Origin of the sequence: Streptomyces sp. NPDC050161 (assembly GCF_044460025.1) — a bacterium.
In the GTDB taxonomy this organism is placed as follows: domain Bacteria; phylum Actinomycetota; class Actinomycetes; order Streptomycetales; family Streptomycetaceae; genus Streptomyces.
This window is the reverse complement of sequence record NZ_JBITJM010000020.1, coordinates 19,555-39,955: the sequence shown is the minus strand read 5'-3', so window position 1 is coordinate 39,955 and position 20,401 is coordinate 19,555. Positions and strand designations below refer to the sequence as shown.

Below are 20,401 nucleotides of genomic sequence, written 5' to 3'. Positions count from 1 at the left end.
AGTTGAACCGCCTGGTTCAGCGGCGTGTGCGTGCCGCGCTCGACGGAGTGGGAAAGTGATGTCTCAAGTCAGAGATGACCGCCTGGACGCGGGGCTGTTACGGCTCATCGGCGTCACCCTGCTGGGCGGGATCATGGGGATCCTCGACAGCACCATGGTCACCGTCGCCGCCGACACCCTTGCCGACGAGTTCCACACCACACTGAGTGCCGTCAGCTGGGCCTCGACCGGCTACCTGCTGGCGCTCACCGTGACCATCCCGGTCACCGGTTGGGCCGTCGGCCGGTTCGGCGTCAAGAAGCTCTGGCTGTTCGGACTTGTGCTGTTCCTGGCCGGCTCACTCGCCTCCGCGCTCGCCTGGAACCTGTGGAGCCTGGTCGCCTTCCGCGTCGTCCAAGGCGTCGGCGCCGGCGTGGTCGACCCGCTGGTCCTGGTGATCCTGGCCCGTGCGGCGGGAGCGAGCCGGGCGGGACGCGTGATGGGCATGATGGGTGTGGTCCTCTCGCTCGGCCCGGTGCTCGGCCCCGTCCTGGGTGGAGTCGTCCTCGAATCGCTGGGCTGGCGCTCGATGTTCGCCATCAACCTGCCCATCGGGATCGTGGCCGTCCTGCTCGCCCTGCGGGTGATCCCGGCCGGTGCGCCCGCCGGGAGGAAGCCCGCCGCCCGGCTCGACCTCATCGGCGCCGTGCTGATGGCCCCCGGTTTCGCGGCGATCGTGCTCGCCCTCACACAGGCGGGTGAGCAGGCTCGGCTGGACGCGCCGTCCGTGCTCATCCCCCTGATCGGCGGGATCGTGCTGCTCGCCGGGTACGTGCTGCACGCGCTGCGCGTCCGACGGCGCGAACCGCTGATCGATGTCCGGCTGTTCAGCAGCCGCAGCTTCGCCGCGAGCGTCACCGTCCAGGGACTCGTCGGACTGGCCACCTTCGCCGGGCTGTTCGCGCTGCCGCTGTACTACCAGGTGCTGCACGGGCACGGCGCCCGCGCGGCCGGCCTGCTGGTGGCGCCCCTGGGACTGGGCTCGGCGCTCGCCATGCCCCTCGCCGGACGGCTGAGCGACCGGCTGGGTCCGCGCAGCCTGGTCCGCGGGGGAGCGCTCCTGGCGGCGTTCGGGGCGGTCGCCCTCACCCGCATCGGCCCGGACCGCAGCGAAGTGTGGTCGGCCCTGGCCGTGTTCGCCATCGGTACGGGTCTCGGCGGCGTCGGCGCGCCGACCATGGGGTCGCTGTACCGGACACTGCCGCCGGAAAAGGTGGCGCAGGGAAGCTCCGTCGTCTACAACCTCAACCAGCTCGGCGGTGCGCTCGGTGTCGCCTGCGTCGCCCTGATCCTGGCGGTCACCGGCACGGGCACGGGCCCCGCGGCGGACGTCGGCTCGGGGATCGGAGGGTTCCAGGTCGTCTACGGGTTCGTGTTCGCGGTCGCCCTGGTCATCGTCGCCGCGGCACCGCTGCTTCCCGGTCGCCCCGAGGCGCAGGACGCAGCGCCGGACGACGCGCCGGCCGGGGAGCGGCAGGCGGAGCGCGGCGGGAAACCCACGTCCCCGGTGAGCTGACGTTCCCACGTCGTCGTCCCGGCTCCGGGGAAGGAAGGGGAATCCGTAATCCTCTGCCCGCGGGGCACGGCCGGGCCGGGCGGCGGCTGTGTCGCTCTCTCGGTCTTGGCCGACAAATCTTCCACGTACCGGTTGGGCGCCACATAACGGTCTACTGTGGCGTCCGGCGGACGGTGCAGGCGTCATCGCCTCACTCCGCGCAACCGTGAAGGCACGCCAAGTACGCCCGCAGGGCGTCTAGTCGAGGGTGGGTTACATGACGAGTTCTCGAACGGGCCGCCGGGGCCGGGTGGCCGCGTACGGCATAGCGGGTGTGGTGCTGGCGCCGCTGCTGGCCGGGCTTCAGGCCGTGCCCGCGCAGGCCGCTTCCGCTTCCTCGTCCTGGTGCGGTGGCCTTCGGGGCCCGTACCAGAAGCAGGCCGAGAAGTTCCTGGGGCGCAAGGCCGACGGCCGGCAGTCGGCAGGGGACTGCAGGGCGATCCGGTCGTTCCAGGTGGCGCACGGCGTCTACCCGCAGTACGGCTACGCGGGGCCGGCCACCTGGAAGGTGATGAAGGTGGTCAAGAAGCAGCGGAGCGCGTGGAAGAACCCGAACCGCGCGGGCCGGTGCCCCACCAACCGTGGGCGCATCGCGTGCGTCGACCTGACCCGGCAGATCAGCTGGATCCAGGACGGCCGCCACCTCGTCAAGCACCCGGTCCCGGTACGGACCGGCCGGAACGGCGACGAGACGCGCACCGGGCTCCAGCGGGTCTACTGGCGGCACAAGAACCACGTGTCGTCGCTGTACCACAGCAAGATGCCGTACTCCCAGTTCTTCGACGGGGGCGAGGCGTTCCACGCGATCGGCGGCAGCGTCTGGTCGGCGCCGGGCTCGCACGGCTGCATCAACATGCGGACGGCGGACGCGAAGGCGTACTGGAAGCTGCTGTCCGTCGGCGATGACGTGTACGTCTACGGGCGCAAGTCCGGCACCTGAGCGGCGCCGCCTGTGGCGCCCGGCCCGGGAGACCGGGGTGCGGCAAGGGCGGCAGCAATATACGGACGCCCGGGACCAACTGGTCCCGGGCGTCCGCGTGTGCCGCGTGGGGGTCAGTGCCGCGCGGCCTTGGTGGCCGTCACGTCAGCGGCGTTCACCAGGACGTACCGGTGGTTGAACTGGACGGTGTAGTAGTGCTTGGCGCCCTTGACGACCGTGCCGTCGGACGGCGAGAAGTCCTCGCTTTCGACCGGCGGTTGCTCGGCGACGTAGCTCTGACCCGCCGGGATCGCGTAGTTCTTCCCCGTCAGCGGGGTCTGCTTCGAGGGGGACATGCCCTTGGGGTACTCGGCGGGGTCCGGGTACGCGGTGCCGTACACGGGTGCGGCGGTGGCGCCGCCCGCCTTGATGAGGTGGGCCCCCACGGCGGGTGTCGTGTTCTTCCCGCCGGGGTTGTGGATCCAGCCCTTCTGGCCGTCGAACCAGATGGCCGTCCAGTCGCCCTGCCGGTCGGCGACGACGAACTTCTGGCCGGCCTGGACGGTGGTGCTCCAGTCGGAGACCCGGTCGGTGCCGCTGGTCTCGTCCTTGCCGCCGTGCACGACCGGGTCGAGGAGGAGCGGCGCGTCGTCCCGGGGGGCGCTGCGCACGAACAGGGCGCTCGACGGTGCCGTCACCGGGCCGCAGCTCTTGACGGCGCCGGACGGGTCGTCGTCGGGGCAGACGGTGTGGGTCTGCTGGTTCTCCTCGAAGCCCGGGGTGATGGTCACCGCGGTCCCGATCGGGCCGACGCCGCGGGGACCGTCGTCGATCGGGGCGCCGAGCACCCGCATGAAACGGGTCCAGTCCCAGCCGTTGCCCGGATCCCAGTGCATGCCGGAGACGGTGTCGGTCGAGGGGCCGGCCACGTTGTCGTGACCGAGGATGTGCTGGCGGTCCAGCGGCACGTGGTACCGGGCCGCCAGGTACTTCACGAGCGTGGCCGTCTGCTCGTACACGGCCGGTGTGTACCAGTCGGCGCCGTGGGCGGAGAAGCCCTCGTGCTCGATCTGGATCGCGTGGAGGTTGCTGTCGTAGTTGCCGTCACCGAACGCGACGTCCTTGTTGGGCACCATCTGGGTGACCGAACCGTCCGCCGACTTCATCACGTACTGCGACGAGGCGCCTCCCGCGGTCTGGAAGGTCTTGATCGCGTTCTCGTACGAGCCCTCGGTGGTGTGCAGGACAATCTGATTGATCTTGATGCCGTTGGCCGGGCGGTCGGAGACCTGGCCGTTGGACGCCGCCGCCGGGATGAACCGGCAGGTCATCTCCGGAGGGCACTCGGCCTGGGGCGACGGGGTGTCCTTCAGCTTGAGCTTGCCGAGCTGACCGGCCACCGGCTTCGCGGCGGGCTCGGCCTGCATCGTGACCGAGGGGCTGTGCGCGGACTTCTGCCGCGCACCGGAGGTGATGGTGGCGAAGACCTTGTCGACGTACGACGTGGCGGCCTTCTTGTCCGTCAGGCGGCTGTACTTGGCGACGGCGGCGGTCCACTGCGAGGGATCGTCGGATGTGCCGCCGGTGAGCTGCTTCTGGTACGCGGCGAGCAGGGCGGCGCCGCCGCGGATGTTGTCCTTGCGGTCCTTCCTGAGCCGGTCGGCCGGGACGCCGGTCAGCTTGGCCGCGGTCCGCAGGGTGTGCATTTCGGGGTGGTCGGTGAACGAGCCGAGGTCGGAGCGCCCGGCCGCGCCCGCGGAGCCGCCGGCCACCATCTTCGGCGTCACGTCGGTGAGGTTCATCAGGCCCCAGCCGCCGGTGTTGCTGTATCCGCTGTGCTGCTGCCAGCCGGATTCCTCGTGGGCGACGCCCAGAAGAACGGCGAGCGGAACCTTGAACTCCGCTGCGGCGGCGGCGAAATCGGCCTGGGTGCTCGACGCCTTGGCGTCGTCCTCGTTCTGTGCCTGAGCGAAGGAGGGCAGGAAAGCGAAAGCGCCTGCGGCGAGGGTGCCGCCGAGTACTGCCGCCGGCAGCCAGCGCTTTACTTTTCGCTTGTGCAAAGATCTTCCCTTCGGTGCAACGGTGCCAAGGCGTCTTCGACAGAGGGGGCGTCATGGAGCGCCCTGCGCACCGGGATAGGGGGGATGGCGCCCAGAACCGGCGCAGGCACGCCGAAGTGCGCGGTGACCACCTCGACGGAGAGGTTCTCGGCGCCGGTGACATCAGATCAGAAAAACGTTCGAGGGCCCAGCGCGAGGTGCCGTGGAGGCCCATCTGCCGTTCCGCCGAGGGGTCTTCGGCGCGTTACGGTCCGTTCTGCGGGCTTATGGGGGAGGAACTCCCGTGCCCGGGTGCGGGGTTCGCCGCAGAACGACCGAGCGCGCCTCCCTGCCGGTGGCCGGGAAGCGCGCTCGTGGTGGCCGAGGCCCGTGGCCTCAGCGGGGTGGTACCGGGGGTCAGGCGGGGAGGGTGCCCGACTCGGCGATCGTGATCTTGCCCTTGGTGGCGCCGCTCTGCGAGCCCAGCGACTCGATGCGGGTCACCAGGTCCTTGCCCTCGACGACCTCACCGAACACGACGTGCTTGCCGTCGAGCCACGAGGTGACGATCGTGGTGATGAAGAACTGCGAGCCGTTGGTGTTCTTGCCGGCGTTGGCCATCGACAGCTGGAACGGCTTGGTGTGCTTCAGCTGGAAGTTCTCGTCGGCGAACTTCTCGCCGTAGATGCTCTTGCCGCCGGTGCCGTCGCCGCGGGTGAAGTCGCCGCCCTGGAGCATGAACTCCGGGATGACGCGGTGGAAGCTGGAGCCGGCGTAGCCGAAGCCGTGCTGGCCGGTGGCCAGCTCGCGGAAGTTCTTGGCGGTCTTGGGGACGATGTCGTCGTACAGCTTGAAGACGATGCGCCCGGCGGGCTCGCCGTCAATGGTGATGTCGAAGAAGACGTTCTCGGTGCTCATGGAGGCATTGTGGCACCCCGGCCCGGCGCGGCCCGCGGGTGGTCGCCCCGACCCGCGGGCGCGGCGCCACAGGGCGGGGCGGTGGCTACAGGTACAGCCCGGCGTCCCGGCCCGCGTCCTGGGGCGGGACGGAGGCCGGGCGGCTGCCGCGGCGCAGGGCGTACAGCTCGGCGAGGGAGGCGCCCTCCCGGCCGATCCCCTCTTCGGTGCCGAGCCAGCCGACCGCTTCGGTGTGGGTCAGCGGGCCCACCTCGATGCGGGCCAGGCAGCGGCCGGGGCGGACCACCGCGGGGTGCATGCGTTCGAGGTCTTCGTTGGTGGTGACGCCCACGAGGACGTTGCGGCCCTGGCCCAGCAGCCCGTCGGTGAGGTTGAGCAGCCGGGAGAGCGCCTGGCCCGCGGTGTGCTTGGCCTCGCCGCGGATCAGTTCGTCGCAGTCCTCCAGCAGGAGCAGCCGCCAGCGGCCCTTGCCCGTGCTGTCGTCCTCGCCGATGGCGATGTCCATGAGGTAGCCGACGTCGTTGAACAGCCGCTCCGGGTCGAGTACGCAGTCCACCTGGCACCAGTCGCGCCAGGAGCGGGCCAGGGTGCGCAGCGCCGAGGTCTTGCCGGTGCCGGGCGGGCCGTGCAGCAACAGCAGCCGGCCGGCGATCTCCTCGGGGACCACTTTCATCAGGGTGTCCAGCGCGCCGGCCACCGGGGCGGTGTAGTTGCCGCGGATCTCCTCCCAGGTGCCCGCCGAGATCTGCCGGCTGGTGCGGTGCGGACCGCGGCGGGGCGAGAAGTACCAGAAGCCCATCGGGACGTTCTCCGGCTGCGGCTCCGGCTCGTCCTCGGCGCCGTCGGCGGCCTGGCCGAGCACCTTTTCGGCGAGGTGGTCGCTGACGGCGGTGACCGTCACGTCCGCGCCGCGGTTCCAGCGTGAGACCAGCACCGTGAACCCCTCGCCCTCCGCGAGGGTGGCGCTGCGGTCGTCGTCGCGCGCCGAGCGGAGCACCGTGCTGCCCGGCGGCAGCAGGGTGTGGCCCGACTTCACCCTGTCCACCGACCTGCTGCGGGCGTACGGCTGGTCGCCGTTGGCGAACCGCCCCAGGAACAGGGCGTCGACGACGTCGGAAGGCGAGTCGCTGTCGTCCATGGTCAGACGGAGCGGCACGGACTTCTCGGCGGCGCTCGGCGGGACGGGGTCGGCACTCATGCCGCCATGATCCGCCAGACCGGCCGCCGCGTACACGGAATATCGCGACGGCGGGGCGGCGCCGGGTGCGGATGGGGCGTGCGGGAGGGGTGGGGGGCGCCGCTGACGGTGGGTGAACACCCCCACGCATCGGCAGATTTGCCGTGAACTCTCGACGATCTTTGACATGAACGCTTCCGGTTACTCGTGAGTCCTGCTACCACAGAGTTGGCAGAGATCCTGCCTCTGGGGAGGTTCCATGAGACTGTCCCGTATTGCGGCGATGGCATCCGCCTTCTTCGTCACCACGGCGCTCGCGCTGACCGGCGCGAGCGCCGCCGTATCCGCCGAACGCCCCCTGGCCACCGGCTATGTGGCACTCGGCGACTCCTACGCGGCCGGCGTCGGCTCCGGCAGCTACGACAGCGGCAGCGGCAGCTGCAAACGCAGCACCAAGGCGTACCCCGCCCTGTGGGCCGCCGCCCATTCCCCCTCGTCCTTCGACTTCGTCGCGTGCTCGGGCGCCCGCACGGGCGATGTGACCGGCGGTCAGCTCGGACCGCTCAGCGCATCGACCGGGTTGGTGAGCATCAGCATCGGCGGCAACGACGCCGGGTTCGCCGACACCATGACGACCTGCGCCCTCCAGGGCGAGAGCGCCTGCCTCGACCGGGTGGCCAAGGCCGTCGACTACATCAACAGCACACTGCCGGGGCAGCTCGACGGGGTGTACGACGCGATCACGCAGAAGGCCCCGGCCGCGCACGTGGTGGTGCTCGGCTATCCGCACTTCTACAAGATCGGCGGCAGCTGCTCCGCCGGCCTCTCCGAGAAATCCCGCAGTGCCATAAACGGTGCGGCCGACACCATCAACGGCGTCACCGCCAAGCGCGCCGCCGACCACGGCTTCAGCTTCGCCGACGTCAACAGCACCTTCACCGGCCACGAACTCTGCTCGGGCGACCCGTGGCTGCACAGCGTCACGGTCCCGGTCGACGAGTCGTACCACCCCACCGCCACCGGGCAGTCGGACGGCTACCTTCCGGTGTTCGGATCCGCGGTGTAGTCCGCCGCTCACCGCCGCGGGGGAGGGCCTGCCGTCCGGGCCCTCCCTTGCGTGTCAACCACCAGGAACCGGGTCATGGCGGGCCAACTCGCCCTGGTGGCAGCCTTGTACGGGGGTTCCGTAGGGTGTCCGTCAACGTCACGCCGGGGCAGGTGAATCCGATGGTCGGTCTGCACGTGTGTCCTCCGGGAGAGATAGGGTTACCCTGCCCGGGGCCGGGTGCCCTCGTAGGGTGGGGAGAGTCATGGAACAGATAACAGTGCGCAGCAGGGCGCGAGTCCCTGCCATCACATGCAAAAGCGGTGCGTCCAGTGCGCGCCTCGACCGTCATCTCGCGGTGCTGGGCGGCCCTGCCATCCCGCAGCGCGAGGCGCAGGGCGCGACGTCGCTGATGCAGGAGCTGACGGCTCGTGACCACTCGCGTACGAGGCGGAGTCGCGGCGCACGGGTGTCGCTGTTCGCGCCGCTGCGCAGGCTGCGGCGTTCGCTGTTCGGCGGCCACAGCTGACCCGCGGCTGAGGCGGACACCCCGGCGACCGCGCCGTCCCGGCGTGGCGCGGCGATCCGATCGCTCGCCAGGCCCGGGGCGGCTCCCCGCCTTCACCACCCGTACTCTGCGACGGGTGGTTTTCTTGCGTGCGCCCGCGGCCCCGGACCCCACCCCGGCGCCGCGGGCGGCGCCCGTTGTGTCCGTATTCGTGGAAGGCGTACCGGCACCACACCTCACGACGTACAGCGTACGTAACTAGGATGGTGGGTGAGGTGATCGATCCATGGCAGCAAACGGCCGCGCGGCCGGACCCGAGGTGATCTGGGCGCGCCCCGAGCGTGCCGGTCGCGGACCCCGTCCCGCCTTCACCCGCGAGGAGATCGCCGCCGCCGCGGTGCGCATCGCCGACGCGGACGGCCTCGCGGCGGTCTCGATGCGCCGGGTGGCGACGGCGGTGGGCTGCGCGACGATGTCGCTGTACAACTACGTGCCGAGCAAGGGCGACCTGGTCGACCTGATGGTCGACCTGGTCGGCGGCGAGTACGAGCTGCCCGCCGAACCCTCCGGCGACTGGCGCGCCGACCTGCGCCAACTCGCCTACCAGGAACGGGCCATGATGCGCCGTCACCCCTGGATGGCCGGTGCCGTCCTGTCGCACAACTTCCTCGGCCCCAACGCCCTGCGCTACCTGGAGTTCGCCCTCGCGGCCCTGGCGGACAGCGGGCTCGACGACGGGCTCAAGCTGGAGCTGATCTCGATGGTCAACGGCACCGTGATCTCCATCGCCTCGTCCGAACTCGCCGCCGCCGAGCGGGCCAAGGAGTCAGGACACACCGTCGAACAGCACCGCGCCGCCCAGGCCGGGTACCTCGCCCGGGTCGTCGCCGATGGGCAGCACCCGCGGGTCGCGCGGGCGTTCGCGCACAGCAGTGTGCCAGCGGTGGACGCGGACGAGGTCTTCGACCGGGTGATCGGGCGGGTGCTCGACGGGTACGCGGGGCCTGCGGGGCCGGAGCCGAAGGGGCGGTGAGCGGCCGGGCACGCCCGCTCACAGCAGCGCGAACTGCCCCTCCGGGCCCTCCTCCTGGTGGTCAAGGACCGACGCCGGGCGGCGCGCGGCATCCGGGGGCGGCAGGATTCCGGCGGCCCGCAGCGCATCGGCGCCGATCCGCGGCCCGTCCGCCGTGCGCTGCCACAACTCCGCGCGACGCGGCTCCAGTTCGGCCAGCAGTGCCAGGACGGTGATCAGCTCCAGCAGCTCCGACGTCCACTCCTGCGGCCAGGCCGGCGGCCGCAGCGCCGCGAGGCCCGGCGCCTCGTCCGCTTCCGTGCCCGGCGGTGCGGCGGCCGACCGCGCGGCGAACCACGCCTCCAGGACGCGCACCCCGCCGGCGTGGAAGTCCCAGGCCCCGGCGGGCACCGGCGCGATGCGGCCGGTCCCGAGCAGCAGCGCCTCCTCGCCCGGGTCGTAGGCAAGGGTCTGCGGAAGGCCGCGGGCGGGCAGCGCGGCGCGTACGTACGGGCGGCGGCCACCGGGCATCCGGGGCCGCTCGCCCGCCGGGCCGCCGCGGTCGTGCGCGCCGCGGGTCTGGAGCCACAACAGCCGCTCGCCCAGGGCGACTCCCCGGTCCCAGAGGTCCCCGTCCGCGGTCAGCGGCACCACGCAGCCTTCGGGGGAGTACCGGCAGCACGCGGTGATCCAGGCGAGCAGGTCGGCCGGGTCGGCGCGGCGGCCCAGCCGGTCGGCGAGCAGCCCGGACAGGCCGGGCGCGAGGTTCGGCTCCCGGCCGCCCGGCCTGCGGTACAGCGGGCGGATCCGGCCGGGGCGGCCGGCCGGTGAGCGGCCGTCGGGCAGCACCGCGGAGCACACCACGGCGGGGCCAGGCACCTGCGGCACCTGTGCCCACTCCACGGCGAAGCGCTGGTGGGTGTCGGCGACCCGCCACAACTCCGGCCGCGCGGCGTCCAGCAGCCGGTGGTCGGGCAGCAACCACTGCCGGTCGAAGGGCCCGTGGGCGATCCGTACCGGCTCGGGGCAGGCGCCTTCCGCCCGCGCGAGGCGCCCGGTGGCGGTGGCCTGGCCGGGGAGCTGGCCGACGGCGGAGTGCAGCGTACGGGCCCTGGACGGCTGGAAGAGCCGGGCGCGTTCGGCCGGGTCCGCGGCACCGACCAGCGCCTTCCAGCGGCTGCGCAGCACCGCGGGGTCGGGCGCCATGACCCAGGAGCGGCCTGGCCGCAGCGGCGCCACGGACCAGGGCAGCAGTTCGGACAGCCGTGGCGCGTCCTGCTTCGCCGTCACGCGGAGCCCCTCCCGGACCGTTCGGTTGACCCCGGCATCGTAACCAGGGCCGGCCGGGCCGCGTTCGGCTCCCGCCGGGCGCCGGGCACCGGACCGGTGCGGGCTTCCGCCAACTGATCTTGAGAGGTACGGTCCTCGCCGTACGCCGGAGGGCACGGTGCGGGCGGGTGCCTTCCGCCGTGTGCGCCGGGATCTGCACAGGGGAGGACCGCCTTGACGGACACCACCGTTGCCGGCACCCGGGCCGCCGCGCGGCTCGACAGGCTGCCGGCCTCGCGCTGGCACCGCCGCCTCACGTTCATCGTCGGCATCGGCGCCTTCTTCGACCTCTACGAGATCTTCCTCGGCGGGGTGCTGGCCGCGGTACTCGCCGAACAGTGGCACCTCGGGCACGCCGCGAAGTCCTGGGTGATCGCCGCCGGGTTCCTCGGCATGTTCGTCGGCGCGAACGTCCTGTCGGTGCTCGCCGACCGGCTCGGCAGGCGCCGGATGTTCCTGGTCAACCTCGGCGCCTACTCCCTCTTCTCGCTGCTGTCCGCGTTCGCCCCCGACCTCCCGTCCCTGCTGGTCCTGCGCTTCCTCGCGGGTCTGGGGCTCGGCGCCGAACTGGTGCTGGTGGACACCTACCTCGCGGAGTTCCTGCCGCGCGCGGTGCGTGGCCGCTACGTCGCGTACGCCTACACGTTCGGCTTCGTCGGCGTCCCGGTCGCCGCCCTGCTCGGCGCCCGGCTGGTGGCCGCGCACCAGGTGCTGGGCATGGCCGGCTGGCGCTGGCTGCTGATCGCCGGCGCGCTGGGTGCCGTCTTCATCCAGCTGATGCGCAGCCGGCTCCCCGAATCGCCGCGCTGGCTCACCGTCCAGGGGCGCGACGCGGAGGCGGAGCGGATCGTGGGGGACATCGAGGAGCAGGTGGCGCGGGAGAGCGGCGGGACGCTGCCGTCCGTTCCGGAGGCGGACGCGGTGCCCGAACGGCGGGTGCCGCTGCGCGAGATGTTCCGCGGTGACCTGCGGCGGCGCACGCTGATGTGGTGGGTGTTCCAGGTGCTCCAGACCGTCGGCTACTACGGCTTCGGCTCGCTGGCCCCGGTCGTGCTCACCGCCAAGGGGTACACGGTCACCGATTCGCTGCTGTACGCGGCGCTCAGCTTCAGCGGCTACCCGATCGGCGCGGCGCTCTCCATCCCCCTGATCGACCGCATCGAGCGCCGGACGCTGATCATCGCGTCGGCGCTCGGCATCGCCGCCTGCGGCCTGGCCTTCGGCTTCGCCGCCGTCCCCTGGGCCATCGTCACCTTCGGCTTCCTGCTGACGGTGTGCAGCAACGTCTTCTCCAACGCCTTCCACGTCTACCAGACCGAGATCTTCCCGACCGGGCTGCGCAGCAGCGCCATCGGCATCGCCTACTCGCTGTCCCGGCTCACCTCGGTCGTGCTGCCGTTCATCGCGCTGAGCGTGCTCACCGACCTCGGCGCGGTCGGCGTCTTCACCGGCTCCGCCGTGCTGATGGTGCTGCTCTGCCTCGACGTGGCGCTGTTCGGGCCGCGCTCGACCGGACGCAGCCTGGAGCGGATCTGAGGCGGCGCGGCGCGGCTTCCCGGGCCGCGCCGCCTCAGTGGGCGTCCATCGTGACCGTGAACGAGAAGCGGTCGCCCCGGTAGTGGATCCGGGCGACGTCGACCGTCCGGCCCGCCTCGTCGTACGTGATGCCGGTGTAGTGCAGGATCGGGCTGAGCAGCGGTACGTGGAGCAGTCTGGCGGTCTCCGGGTCGGCGAGCCGCGCCTCGACGGTGTCGGTGATCCGGCTGATGCGGATGCCCACCGCGTCCCGCAGCACCTTGGTCATGGGCCAGCGCGCCAGGTCGTCGAGGTCGATACGGGCCGCGATGTCGGGCCGCACGTAGTTGCGCGCGTGGTTGGTCGGCTCGCCGGTCTCCTCGTCGCTGCGCAGCCTGCGGTAGCCGGCCACCTCCGTCATGTCGGGGAAGTACTCGGCCAGTTCGGACGGCACGGGGGTGCTGCCGTGCTCCAGCAGTTCGCTGCGCATACCGGACTGCTGGGCCACGATGGCGTCCACCGACCCCAGCAGCCGCACCGGGGCGCCGCGCAGCGCGCTCGGTTCGATGAACGTGCCGCGCCGCCGGTGGCGGCTGATCAGGCCCTCCGTCTCCAGCTCCTTGAGCGCCTGGCGCATGGTCAGCACGCTCACGCCGTAGTGCACGGCCAGCGCGTCCTCGGTCGGCAGGCGCAACGGCGCGTCGGGGGAGCGGCCCAGTATGGAGGCGCGCAGCGACTGCGAGATCTGGTACCACAGCGGCAGCTTGCGGTTCAGAGCGAGCGAGTCGGGGGCGAAGGTGGTCACAGAGCGTTCCCCGGTGTGCAGAGTGTGGCCCGGTGTCACGGGCGGAAGTGGCGCTGGAGACCCTGCCACACGTCGTCGTAGCCGCGCTGGAGATGTCCGGCGTCGCGGGCCTGTTCGGTCAGGGTCAGCGGCCAGCGGGTCTCGAACATGAACGCCAGGCCGTCGTCGATCTTCTGCGGCTTCAGCTCGGCCGTGCTCGCCCGGTCATAGGTCTCCCGGTCGGGCCCGTGCGCCGACATCATGTTGTGCAGCGACCCGCCGCCCGGCACGAAGCCCTCCGCCTTGGCGTCGTAGGCGCCCTCGATCAGCCCCATGTACTCGGTCATCACGTTGCGGTGGAAGTAGGGCGGCCTGAAGGTGTCCTCGCCGACCAGCCAGCGCGGCGCGAAGACGACGAAGTCCACGCCGGCCAGGCCGGGGGTGTCCGACGGTGAGGTGAGGACCGTGAAGACCGACGGGTCCGGGTGGTCGTAGCTGATCGAGCCGATGACGTTGAAACGGTGCAGGTCGTAGACGTACGGGACGTGGTTGCCGTGCCAGGCGACGACGTCGAGCGGGGAGTGGTCGTAGGTCGCGGACCAGAGGTTGCCGCAGAACTTGTTGACGGCCTCGACGGGCCGCTCCACGTCCTCGTACGCGGCCACCGGGGCGCGGAAGTCCCTGGCGTTGGCCAGGCCGTTGGCGCCGATCGGGCCGAGGTCGGGCAGCTGGAAGGGGCGGCCGTAGTTCTCGCAGACGTAGCCGCGCGCGCTCCCGTCCGGCAGTTCGACGCGGAAGCGGACGCCGCGCGGGATCAGCGCGATCTCACCGGGCGCGGCCCGCAGCAGGCCGAATTCGGTGCGCAGCAGCAGCGCGCCGCGCTCCGGCACGATCAGCAGCTCGCCGTCCGCGTCGCTGAACACCCGGTCGGTCATCGGGGAGTTGGCGTGAAACAGATGCACCGCCATACCGGTGCGCTGGGTCGCGTCGCCGTTGCCGCCGAGCGTCCACAGTCCGTCCAGGAAGTCGACCGGTCCTGACGGCTCGGGGAGCGGGTTCCAGCGCAGCCGGTTGGGGTCGGCGGCGCAGTCGGTGAACGGCGCCGAGCGGACCGCGTGCTGCGCGGCGCGGACGAACGGCGGGTGCGCGGCCGACGGGCGGATGCGGTAGAGCCAGGACCGGCGGTTGTGGCTGCGCGGTTCGGTGAAGGCCGAGCCGCTGAGCTGCTCGGCGTACAGGCCCAAGGGGGCGCGCTGCGGGGAGTTGCGGCCTTCGGGCAGTGCGCCGGGGACGGCTTCCGAGCTGTGTTCGTTGCCGAATCCGGTGGCGTACGACAGGTCATCCGGCGCTCCGGTGGTCTTCCCTGTCCGCTGTGTGCCTGTGCCTGTCATCGCGCGCTCCCGCCGCTCAAGGAATCCTATGCAAGACATTAGGATTGAGTCCGGAGGCCGTCAACGGAGACTCCCGGCCCACGTGGCCGGATATCGGCGCCCGGCTCCCGGCCGACGCCCCACAGTGCGCCATCCCGGCCCCCGTACCGCAGCCCCCGGCCGCGAACCGCCGTGCGGCACCGGCATCCGACCGTGTCGGCCCGCCCGCCCGGCGGGCAGGATGGGACCGTGCAGCAGCCCAGTCCGCTCCGCCGCGTCCCCGTCCAGCGCCGCAGCGCCCAGCGCCTCGCCCGCATCCTCGACGCCTGCGCCGAGGTGCTGGAGGAGACCGGGTACGAGGGCCTCAGCACCCGTGCCGTGGCCGGCCGCGCCGAGGTCCCGATCGGCTCCGTCTACCGCTTCTTCCCCAACAAGCGGGCGATGGCCGAGGCGCTGGCAGGCCGCAATCTCGACAGCTACGCGGACCGCATCACCCGGGAGCTGGCCGACCCGGGCGGGCCGGTCGCCTGGCGCCGTGCGATGGACGTGGTGGTCGACGAATACCTCGCCATGAAGCGGACCGTGCCCGGCTTCGCCCTCGTCGAGTTCACCGTCCCCGCGCCGCGCGAGTCCCGGCAGGCCAACTACGCGGTCGCCGACCGGCTGCTGGGCCTGCTCGCCGGGCGGCTCGGCGTGGACGCGGCCGACGAGCGGCTGCGGACCGCCTTCCTCGTCGGGGTGGAGGCGGCGGACGCCCTGCTCCAGCTCGCCTTCCGGGTGGATCCCGACGGCGACCCGGCAATCGTCACCCAGACGAAGGAGTTGCTGCGTTCCTACCTGGGGCGCTATCTGGGCGGCGAGGAGACGCCGCGAGGGGCGGGTGCCGGGACGCCGGAGGGGCCGCCGCCCGGCGCGGAACCACACCTTCCTGCGTGACCTGGTGTTTTGCTCGTATTGCTCGCACGTCAAGACCTTGTTAACGCAAGTTTCAGCCACCTAACGTCACCTCGACCGCCATCCCTGGCGGGTGTTCAAGGGCGAACGTGAGGTACCCCATGCTGACAATCCTCGGATTTGTCATGATCGCCACCTTCCTGGTGCTGATCATGATGAAGAAGATGTCGCCGATGGCAGCGCTCGTGCTCATCCCGGCGCTGTTCTGCGTCCTGGTCGGGCAGGGCGCGCACCTCGGCGACTACGTCGTCAAGGGCATCGGCGATCTGGCCCCCACGGCCGCGATGCTGATGTTCGCCATCATCTATTTCGGCGTGATGATCGACGTCGGCCTGTTCGACCCGGTCGTCCGGGGCATCCTGCGGTTCTGCAAGGCGGACCCGCTGCGGATCGTGGTCGGCACCGCGGTGCTCGCCGCGGTCGTCTCGCTCGACGGCGACGGCTCCACCACCTTCATGATCACCGTCTCGGCGATGTACCCGCTCTACCGCCGGCTGAAAATGAGCCTGGTGGTCATGACCGGCGTCGCCGCCACCGCCAACGGCGTGATGAACACCCTCCCTTGGGGCGGCCCGACCGCCCGCGTCGCCACCGCTCTCAAGCTCGACGCGGGCGACGTCTTCGTCCCGATGATCCCGGCGCTCGCCTGCGGCATGGCCGCGGTCCTCGCCCTCGCCTACGTGCTCGGCCGCCGCGAGCGCAAGCGGCTCGGCGTGCTGACGCTCGGCACCGCCGATGCCGACGAGCCCGCGCAGGCCCTGGTGACCGCGGGTGGCGCCACGCCCGGCGCCGGCACCGCGGCCACGACGACCGGTGGCGCGGGCGACGCCCCGGGCGCCCCGGACGAGGGCTTCCAGGGCCTCGATCCGCGACGCGCCACCCTGCGCCCCCGGCTCTACTGGTTCAACGCCGCGCTCACCCTCGCGCTGCTCACCCTGCTGATCCTCCAGACCCTGCCGATCCCGGTGCTCTTCCTGCTCGGCGCCGCCCTCGCGCTGACCGTCAACTTCCCGCGGATGACGGACCAGAAGGCCCGCATCGCCGCGCACGCCGAGAACGTCCTGAACGTCTCCGGCATGGTCTTCGCCGCCGCCGTCTTCACCGGCGTGCTCACCGGCACCGGCATGGTCGACCACATGGCGCACTGGCTGGTCGGCAACGTCCCCGACGCGCTCGGCCCGCACATGGGCCTGGTCACCGGCATCCTGAGCGTCCCGCTGACCTACCTGATGTCCAACGACGGCTTCTACTTCGGCATCGTGCCGATCCTCGCCGAGGCCGGCGCCGCCCACGGCATCGCCCCCGTCGAGATCGCCCGCGCCTCCCTCGTCGGGCAGCCCCTGCACATGTCCAGCCCGCTGGTCCCCGCGGTCTTCGTGCTCATCGGCATGGCCAAGGTCGAATTCGGCGACCACACCAAATTCACCATCAAATGGGCCGCGTTGACCTCCCTGGTCATCCTCTGCGCCGGCCTGCTGTTCGGCATCGTCTAGGCCCTGTCGACAGAGACGGCCGCGTACGGGCGGTCCGCGGCAGCCCGTGCCCGGATGCCCTGGCGCCGGAAAACTACCGGCGCTAGTTTGGGGTGACGCCCACCAGCAGGCCCGGGAGGACCACGACGTGAAGCAGCACGACGGGATGTACATCGACGGAAGCTGGCGGCCCGCGGAGGGCAGCGGCACGATCGAGGTCGTCGGCCCGGCCGACGGGAAGGTCATCGCCACCGTCCCCGCCGGATCGGCCCGGGACATCGACACCGCCGTCCTGGCCGCCCGCGCCGCCCTGCCCGGCTGGGCCGCCACCGCGCCCGCCGACCGCGCCGCCGTGCTGTCCGCGCTGCACGGCCAACTCGCCGCCCGCGCCGAAGAGATCGCCGAGACGGTCACGGCGGAGCTGGGCTCACCGCTCGCCTTCAGCCGGGCGGTGCACGCCGGAGCGCCCGTCGCGGTCTGCGCCTCGTACGCCGAACTGGCCGCCTCGTACGCCTTCGACGAGCGCATCGGCAATTCGACGGTGCTGCTCGAACCGGTCGGCGTGGTCGGGGCGATCACCCCCTGGAACTACCCGCTGCACCAGATCGTCGCCAAGGTCGCCCCGGCGCTCGCGGCGGGCTGCACGGTCGTGCTCAAACCCGCCGAGGACACCCCGCTGGTCGCCCAGCTGTTCGCCGAGTGCGCCGACGCCGCGGGGGTGCCCGCCGGTGTCTTCAACCTCGTCACGGGGCTCGGCCCGGACGCCGGGGCCGCGCTCGCCGGGCACGAGGGGGTGGACCTGGTGTCCTTCACCGGCTCCACCGCCGTCGGCAGGAAGATCGGCGCACTGGCGGGCGCGGCCGTCAAACGGGTCGCGCTGGAGCTGGGCGGCAAGTCGGCCAACGTGATCCTGCCGAGCGCCGACCTCGGCAGGGCGGTCGCCGTCGGCGTCGCCAACGTGATGTCCAACTCCGGCCAGACGTGCAGCGCCTGGACCCGGATGCTGGTCCACACGGACCACTACGACGAGGCCGTGGAACTGGCCGCGGCGGCAGCGGCGAAGTACGTACCGGGCGAGCGGATCGGGCCCGTGGTCAACGCCGCGCAGCAGAGCCGGGTGCGCGGCTACATCGAGCAGGGCATCGCCGAGGGCGCCCGGCTCGTCGCGGGCGGCCCCGAAGCGCCCCGCCCGGAGGGCTGTTACGTCTCCCCGACCGTCTTCGCCGACGTCACCCCCGGCATGACCATCGCGCAGGAGGAGATCTTCGGACCCGTGTTGTCGATCCTGCGCTACGAGGACGAGGACGACGCCGTCCGCATCGCCAACGGCACGGTCTACGGACTGGCGGGCGCGGTCTGGGCGGGCGACGAGGCGGAGGCCGTCGCCTTCGCCCGCCGCCTGGAGACCGGGCAGGTCGACATCAACGGCGGCCGGTTCAACCCGCTCGCCCCGTTCGGCGGTTACAAGCAGTCCGGCATCGGCAGGGAGCTGGGCCCGCACGGCCTGGCCGAGTACCTCCAGACGAAGTCGCTGCAGTTCTGAGCGGGCACCGCGCCCGTCTCGCCCGCCGCCCTTCCCGCCCGTCCGTGCACCGAGGAGAACCCGTGGTCCGCGCCGCCGTCCTGCCCGCCGTCAACGCGCCGTTGCAGCTCACCGACATCGACCTGCCGGAACCCGGCCCCGGGCAGGTGCGGATCCGGCTCGCCGCTGCCGGTGTCTGCCACTCCGACCTCTCGCTCTCCAACGGCACACTGCGCCAGCCCGCGCCCGCCGTTCTGGGGCACGAGGGCGCGGGCACGGTCACCGCCGTCGGTGAGGGGGTGACGCGGGTGGCCACCGGCGACCAGGTGATCCTCAACTGGGCGCCGTCCTGCGGCGAGTGCCACTTCTGCGGCATCGCCGAGCCCTGGCTCTGTGCCCGTGCGGGCGCCGCGGCCGAGGTCCCGTACGCCACGCTCGCCGCCGACGGCAGCGCGCTCTACCCGGGCCTCGGCACCGCGGCCTTCGCGGAGGAGACGGTGGTGCCCGCGCGGGCCGCGCTGCCGCTGCCGGACGGTGTGCCGCCGGTCGACGCCGCGCTGCTCGGCTGCGCCGTGCTGACCGGCTGGGGCGCGGTGCACCACAGCGCCCGGGTGCGGGCCGGTGAGTCGGTCGCGGTGTTCGGCGCCGGCGGGGTCGGCCTGGCCACGCTCCAGGCGGCCCGGATCGCGGGCGCGGGCCCGATCGTGGCGGTGGACGTCTCGGCGGAGAAGGAGGAGCTGGCCCGCTCGGCGGGCGCCACCGAGTTCGTGGTGGCCGGCGACGACACCGCCAAACGCATCCGCAAGCTGACCGGCGGGCAGGGCGCCGACGTCGCCGTGGAGTGCGTCGGCCGCGCGCAGACCATCCGTACCGCCTGGTCGTCCACCCGGCGCGGCGGACGGACCACCGTCGTCGGCATCGGCGGCCAGGACCAGCAGGTGACCTTCTCGGCGCTGGAACTCTTCTACTTCGGCCGCACGCTGTCCGGCTGTGTCTACGGCAACAGCGATCCCGCCCGGGACCTGCCGGTCATCGCGGAGCACGTCCGCAGCGGCGCGCTCGACCTCTCCGCGCTGGTCACCGAACGGATCGGCCTGGACGGCATCCCGGACGCCTTCGACGCGATGCTCGCGGGCCGCGGCGGCCGGGCCCTGATCGTGTACTGAGCCGGGACCGGGTACGGAGCCGGGTACGGACGGGTGGCCGCGCGGGGCGGTGCGCTCAGGCGGCGTCCGCCGGTGCGGCCGTGGTTCTGCGCAGCCGCGGGAAGGCCGGCGCCGCCACCAGGAAGACCATCGTGACCAGGACGAACGGCCAGGTGAAGGTGTGGCCGCCGGACGGTGCGAAGAGCGCGGCCATCGCCGAACTCAGTCCGGTGGCCGCGACCGCGCCTGCCACCGCGTAGCCCAGGCTCCAGGCGTCGGCGACGAGGAAGACCCCGCACAGGCCCATCGCGACCAGCACCGCGTTGTAGCCCATGGTGCCCTCGGCCACCTCCGCTGCGGGCGCGCCCAGCACCCAGGAGGTGAGGATGCCCACCGCGCTGCCCACGCAGGCCAGCACACCGGCGAGGCGGCTGGCCGCGAAGATACCGATCAGGAAGATCAGCCCGACGTACCACTGCGGCATGAAGAAGATCTGGGCGAAGTTGGCGAAGAAGGCGTGCCACAGATCGGTCGGGCTGAGTGCGGTCGGGCCGCCCGCGGGGTGGGTCAGGGTGGCCAGGCCCGTGCCGTGGTGCCAGACCCGTTCAAAGCCGGGCGCCCCGATCGTCATGGCGCTCGCCATCAGGCAGTACGGGAGGGTGAAGGTCGGCAGGTCCCAGGTGGCCAGTACCCGTGCGACGGCGCCGGTGACGACGGTGGTCACCGCGCTGCCGGCGAGCGCGAGCAGCACGGTCGAGAAGTGGCCGGCGCCGAGGAAGACCGCGAAACCGACCGATACCAGGCAGGAGTTGAACCCTTCGAGACCGGCGGTGACCCGGCTCTCGGTGACGCCCAGCAGCCGGGCGGTGGCCGTGCCGACCGCCGTGCCGACGAGGCCGTAGACGCCGTACTCCCAGCCGGCGGCGAACAGCGCGACGGAGAAGATGGCGCCGGCGAGCGCGCTCGGCAGGAAGTCCACCTGTGCCTGGCCGCGCAGCACTTCGGCGGCGAAGGGCTGCCAACGCCCCGTGGTGTCACGGCTCGTGGCCGCTGTCAGCTGGCGCATGGCGCCTCCGCTCCCTGACGCTGCCCCTGCCC

At 72.1% G+C, this 20,401-nt stretch carries 17 protein-coding genes; 10 read left to right on the top strand and 7 right to left on the bottom strand.

The window, feature by feature from the left end:
- Nucleotides 1-58: 58 nt before the first annotated feature.
- On the top strand, nt 59-1,555 hold the full coding sequence (locus ACIBK8_RS27580; protein WP_399044560.1) for a DHA2 family efflux MFS transporter permease subunit: 1,497 nt from the start codon (nt 59-61) through the stop codon (nt 1,553-1,555).
- Between the two features lie 256 nt (nt 1,556-1,811).
- A complete protein-coding gene (locus tag ACIBK8_RS27575; protein WP_399044559.1) occupies nt 1,812-2,534 on the top strand; it encodes a L,D-transpeptidase family protein in 723 nt (240 codons plus the stop codon).
- 113 nt (nt 2,535-2,647) lie between these two features.
- Here ACIBK8_RS27575 and ACIBK8_RS27570 read toward each other — a convergent pair whose 3' ends face one another.
- The 3 genes from ACIBK8_RS27570 to ACIBK8_RS27560 all read right to left on the bottom strand — a co-directional run bounded on the left by ACIBK8_RS27570 (nt 2,648) and on the right by ACIBK8_RS27560 (nt 6,668).
- On the bottom strand, nt 2,648-4,573 hold the full coding sequence (locus ACIBK8_RS27570; protein WP_399044558.1) for an N-acetylmuramoyl-L-alanine amidase: 1,926 nt from the start codon (nt 4,571-4,573) through the stop codon (nt 2,648-2,650).
- A gap of 396 nt (nt 4,574-4,969) precedes the next feature.
- Complete coding sequence (locus tag ACIBK8_RS27565; protein WP_399044557.1) at nt 4,970-5,470, bottom strand: peptidylprolyl isomerase; 501 nt, start codon at nt 5,468-5,470, stop codon at nt 4,970-4,972.
- 85 nt (nt 5,471-5,555) lie between these two features.
- Nucleotides 5,556-6,668: a DUF5925 domain-containing protein gene (locus ACIBK8_RS27560; protein ID WP_399044556.1), complete on the bottom strand. Its 1,113-nt coding sequence runs from the start codon at nt 6,666-6,668 to the stop codon at nt 5,556-5,558.
- Nucleotides 6,669-6,906: 238 nt separating this feature from the next.
- Here ACIBK8_RS27560 and ACIBK8_RS27555 point away from each other — a divergent pair, with 238 nt between their 5' ends.
- The 3 genes from ACIBK8_RS27555 to ACIBK8_RS27545 all read left to right on the top strand — a co-directional run bounded on the left by ACIBK8_RS27555 (nt 6,907) and on the right by ACIBK8_RS27545 (nt 9,233).
- Entirely contained in the window at nt 6,907-7,713 is an 807-nt protein-coding gene (locus ACIBK8_RS27555; RefSeq protein WP_399044555.1) for an SGNH/GDSL hydrolase family protein, read from the top strand.
- 244 nt (nt 7,714-7,957) lie between these two features.
- Nucleotides 7,958-8,221: a hypothetical protein gene (locus tag ACIBK8_RS27550; protein ID WP_227048504.1), complete on the top strand. Its 264-nt coding sequence runs from the start codon at nt 7,958-7,960 to the stop codon at nt 8,219-8,221.
- A gap of 265 nt (nt 8,222-8,486) precedes the next feature.
- Nucleotides 8,487-9,233 carry a TetR/AcrR family transcriptional regulator gene (locus ACIBK8_RS27545; protein WP_399044554.1) on the top strand — a complete coding sequence of 249 codons (747 nt, stop codon included), beginning with the start codon at nt 8,487-8,489 and terminating at the stop codon, nt 9,231-9,233.
- An 18-nt stretch (nt 9,234-9,251) separates the two neighbouring features.
- Here the strand turns inward: ACIBK8_RS27545 and ACIBK8_RS27540 are convergent, their stop codons facing one another.
- Entirely contained in the window at nt 9,252-10,502 is a 1,251-nt protein-coding gene (locus ACIBK8_RS27540) for a type ISP restriction/modification enzyme (protein WP_399044553.1), read from the bottom strand.
- A 213-nt stretch (nt 10,503-10,715) separates the two neighbouring features.
- On the opposite strand from ACIBK8_RS27540, the gene ACIBK8_RS27535 reads away from it, so the two are divergent.
- Nucleotides 10,716-12,077: an MFS transporter gene (locus ACIBK8_RS27535; protein ID WP_399044552.1), complete on the top strand. Its 1,362-nt coding sequence runs from the start codon at nt 10,716-10,718 to the stop codon at nt 12,075-12,077.
- Nucleotides 12,078-12,111: 34 nt separating this feature from the next.
- Here ACIBK8_RS27535 and ACIBK8_RS27530 read toward each other — a convergent pair whose 3' ends face one another.
- Both ACIBK8_RS27530 and hmgA read right to left on the bottom strand, forming a co-directional pair.
- Nucleotides 12,112-12,861, bottom strand: coding sequence for a GntR family transcriptional regulator (locus ACIBK8_RS27530; protein ID WP_399044551.1), 750 nt, complete (start codon nt 12,859-12,861; stop codon nt 12,112-12,114).
- 35 nt (nt 12,862-12,896) lie between these two features.
- A complete protein-coding gene (gene hmgA / locus ACIBK8_RS27525; protein ID WP_399044550.1) occupies nt 12,897-14,231 on the bottom strand; it encodes a homogentisate 1,2-dioxygenase in 1,335 nt (444 codons plus the stop codon).
- A gap of 228 nt (nt 14,232-14,459) precedes the next feature.
- Between hmgA and ACIBK8_RS27520 the strand changes: the two genes are divergently transcribed.
- From ACIBK8_RS27520 to ACIBK8_RS27505, 4 genes are all read left to right on the top strand, one after another.
- A complete protein-coding gene (locus ACIBK8_RS27520) occupies nt 14,460-15,146 on the top strand; it encodes a TetR/AcrR family transcriptional regulator (RefSeq protein WP_399044549.1) in 687 nt (228 codons plus the stop codon).
- Nucleotides 15,147-15,265: 119 nt separating this feature from the next.
- A complete protein-coding gene (locus tag ACIBK8_RS27515) occupies nt 15,266-16,657 on the top strand; it encodes a CitMHS family transporter (protein WP_399044548.1) in 1,392 nt (463 codons plus the stop codon).
- A gap of 127 nt (nt 16,658-16,784) precedes the next feature.
- On the top strand, nt 16,785-18,179 hold the full coding sequence (locus ACIBK8_RS27510) for an aldehyde dehydrogenase family protein (protein WP_399044547.1): 1,395 nt from the start codon (nt 16,785-16,787) through the stop codon (nt 18,177-18,179).
- Nucleotides 18,180-18,241: 62 nt separating this feature from the next.
- Nucleotides 18,242-19,324, top strand: a complete 1,083-nt coding sequence (locus ACIBK8_RS27505; RefSeq protein ID WP_399044546.1) for a Zn-dependent alcohol dehydrogenase — start codon at nt 18,242-18,244, stop codon at nt 19,322-19,324.
- Nucleotides 19,325-19,379: 55 nt separating this feature from the next.
- Here ACIBK8_RS27505 and ACIBK8_RS27500 read toward each other — a convergent pair whose 3' ends face one another.
- Entirely contained in the window at nt 19,380-20,369 is a 990-nt protein-coding gene (locus tag ACIBK8_RS27500; RefSeq protein ID WP_399044545.1) for an urea transporter, read from the bottom strand.
- Nucleotides 20,370-20,401 lie beyond the last annotated feature (32 nt).

What these genes read in the sequence shown, in the direction of transcription:
- ACIBK8_RS27500 (WP_399044545.1), bottom strand. Translation starts at nt 20,369, where the DNA reads ATGCGCCAGCTGACAGCGGCCACGAGCCGTGACACCACGGGGCGTTGG.
- ACIBK8_RS27580 (WP_399044560.1), top strand. Translation starts at nt 59, where the DNA reads ATGTCTCAAGTCAGAGATGACCGCCTGGACGCGGGGCTGTTACGGCTC.
- ACIBK8_RS27565 (WP_399044557.1), bottom strand. Translation starts at nt 5,470, where the DNA reads ATGAGCACCGAGAACGTCTTCTTCGACATCACCATTGACGGCGAGCCC.
- ACIBK8_RS27555 (WP_399044555.1), top strand. Translation starts at nt 6,907, where the DNA reads ATGAGACTGTCCCGTATTGCGGCGATGGCATCCGCCTTCTTCGTCACC.
- ACIBK8_RS27550 (WP_227048504.1), top strand. Translation starts at nt 7,958, where the DNA reads ATGGAACAGATAACAGTGCGCAGCAGGGCGCGAGTCCCTGCCATCACA.
- ACIBK8_RS27545 (WP_399044554.1), top strand. Translation starts at nt 8,487, where the DNA reads ATGGCAGCAAACGGCCGCGCGGCCGGACCCGAGGTGATCTGGGCGCGC.
- hmgA (WP_399044550.1), bottom strand. Translation starts at nt 14,231, where the DNA reads ATGACAGGCACAGGCACACAGCGGACAGGGAAGACCACCGGAGCGCCG.
- ACIBK8_RS27560 (WP_399044556.1), bottom strand. Translation starts at nt 6,668, where the DNA reads ATGAGTGCCGACCCCGTCCCGCCGAGCGCCGCCGAGAAGTCCGTGCCG.
- ACIBK8_RS27515 (WP_399044548.1), top strand. Translation starts at nt 15,266, where the DNA reads ATGCTGACAATCCTCGGATTTGTCATGATCGCCACCTTCCTGGTGCTG.
- ACIBK8_RS27575 (WP_399044559.1), top strand. Translation starts at nt 1,812, where the DNA reads ATGACGAGTTCTCGAACGGGCCGCCGGGGCCGGGTGGCCGCGTACGGC.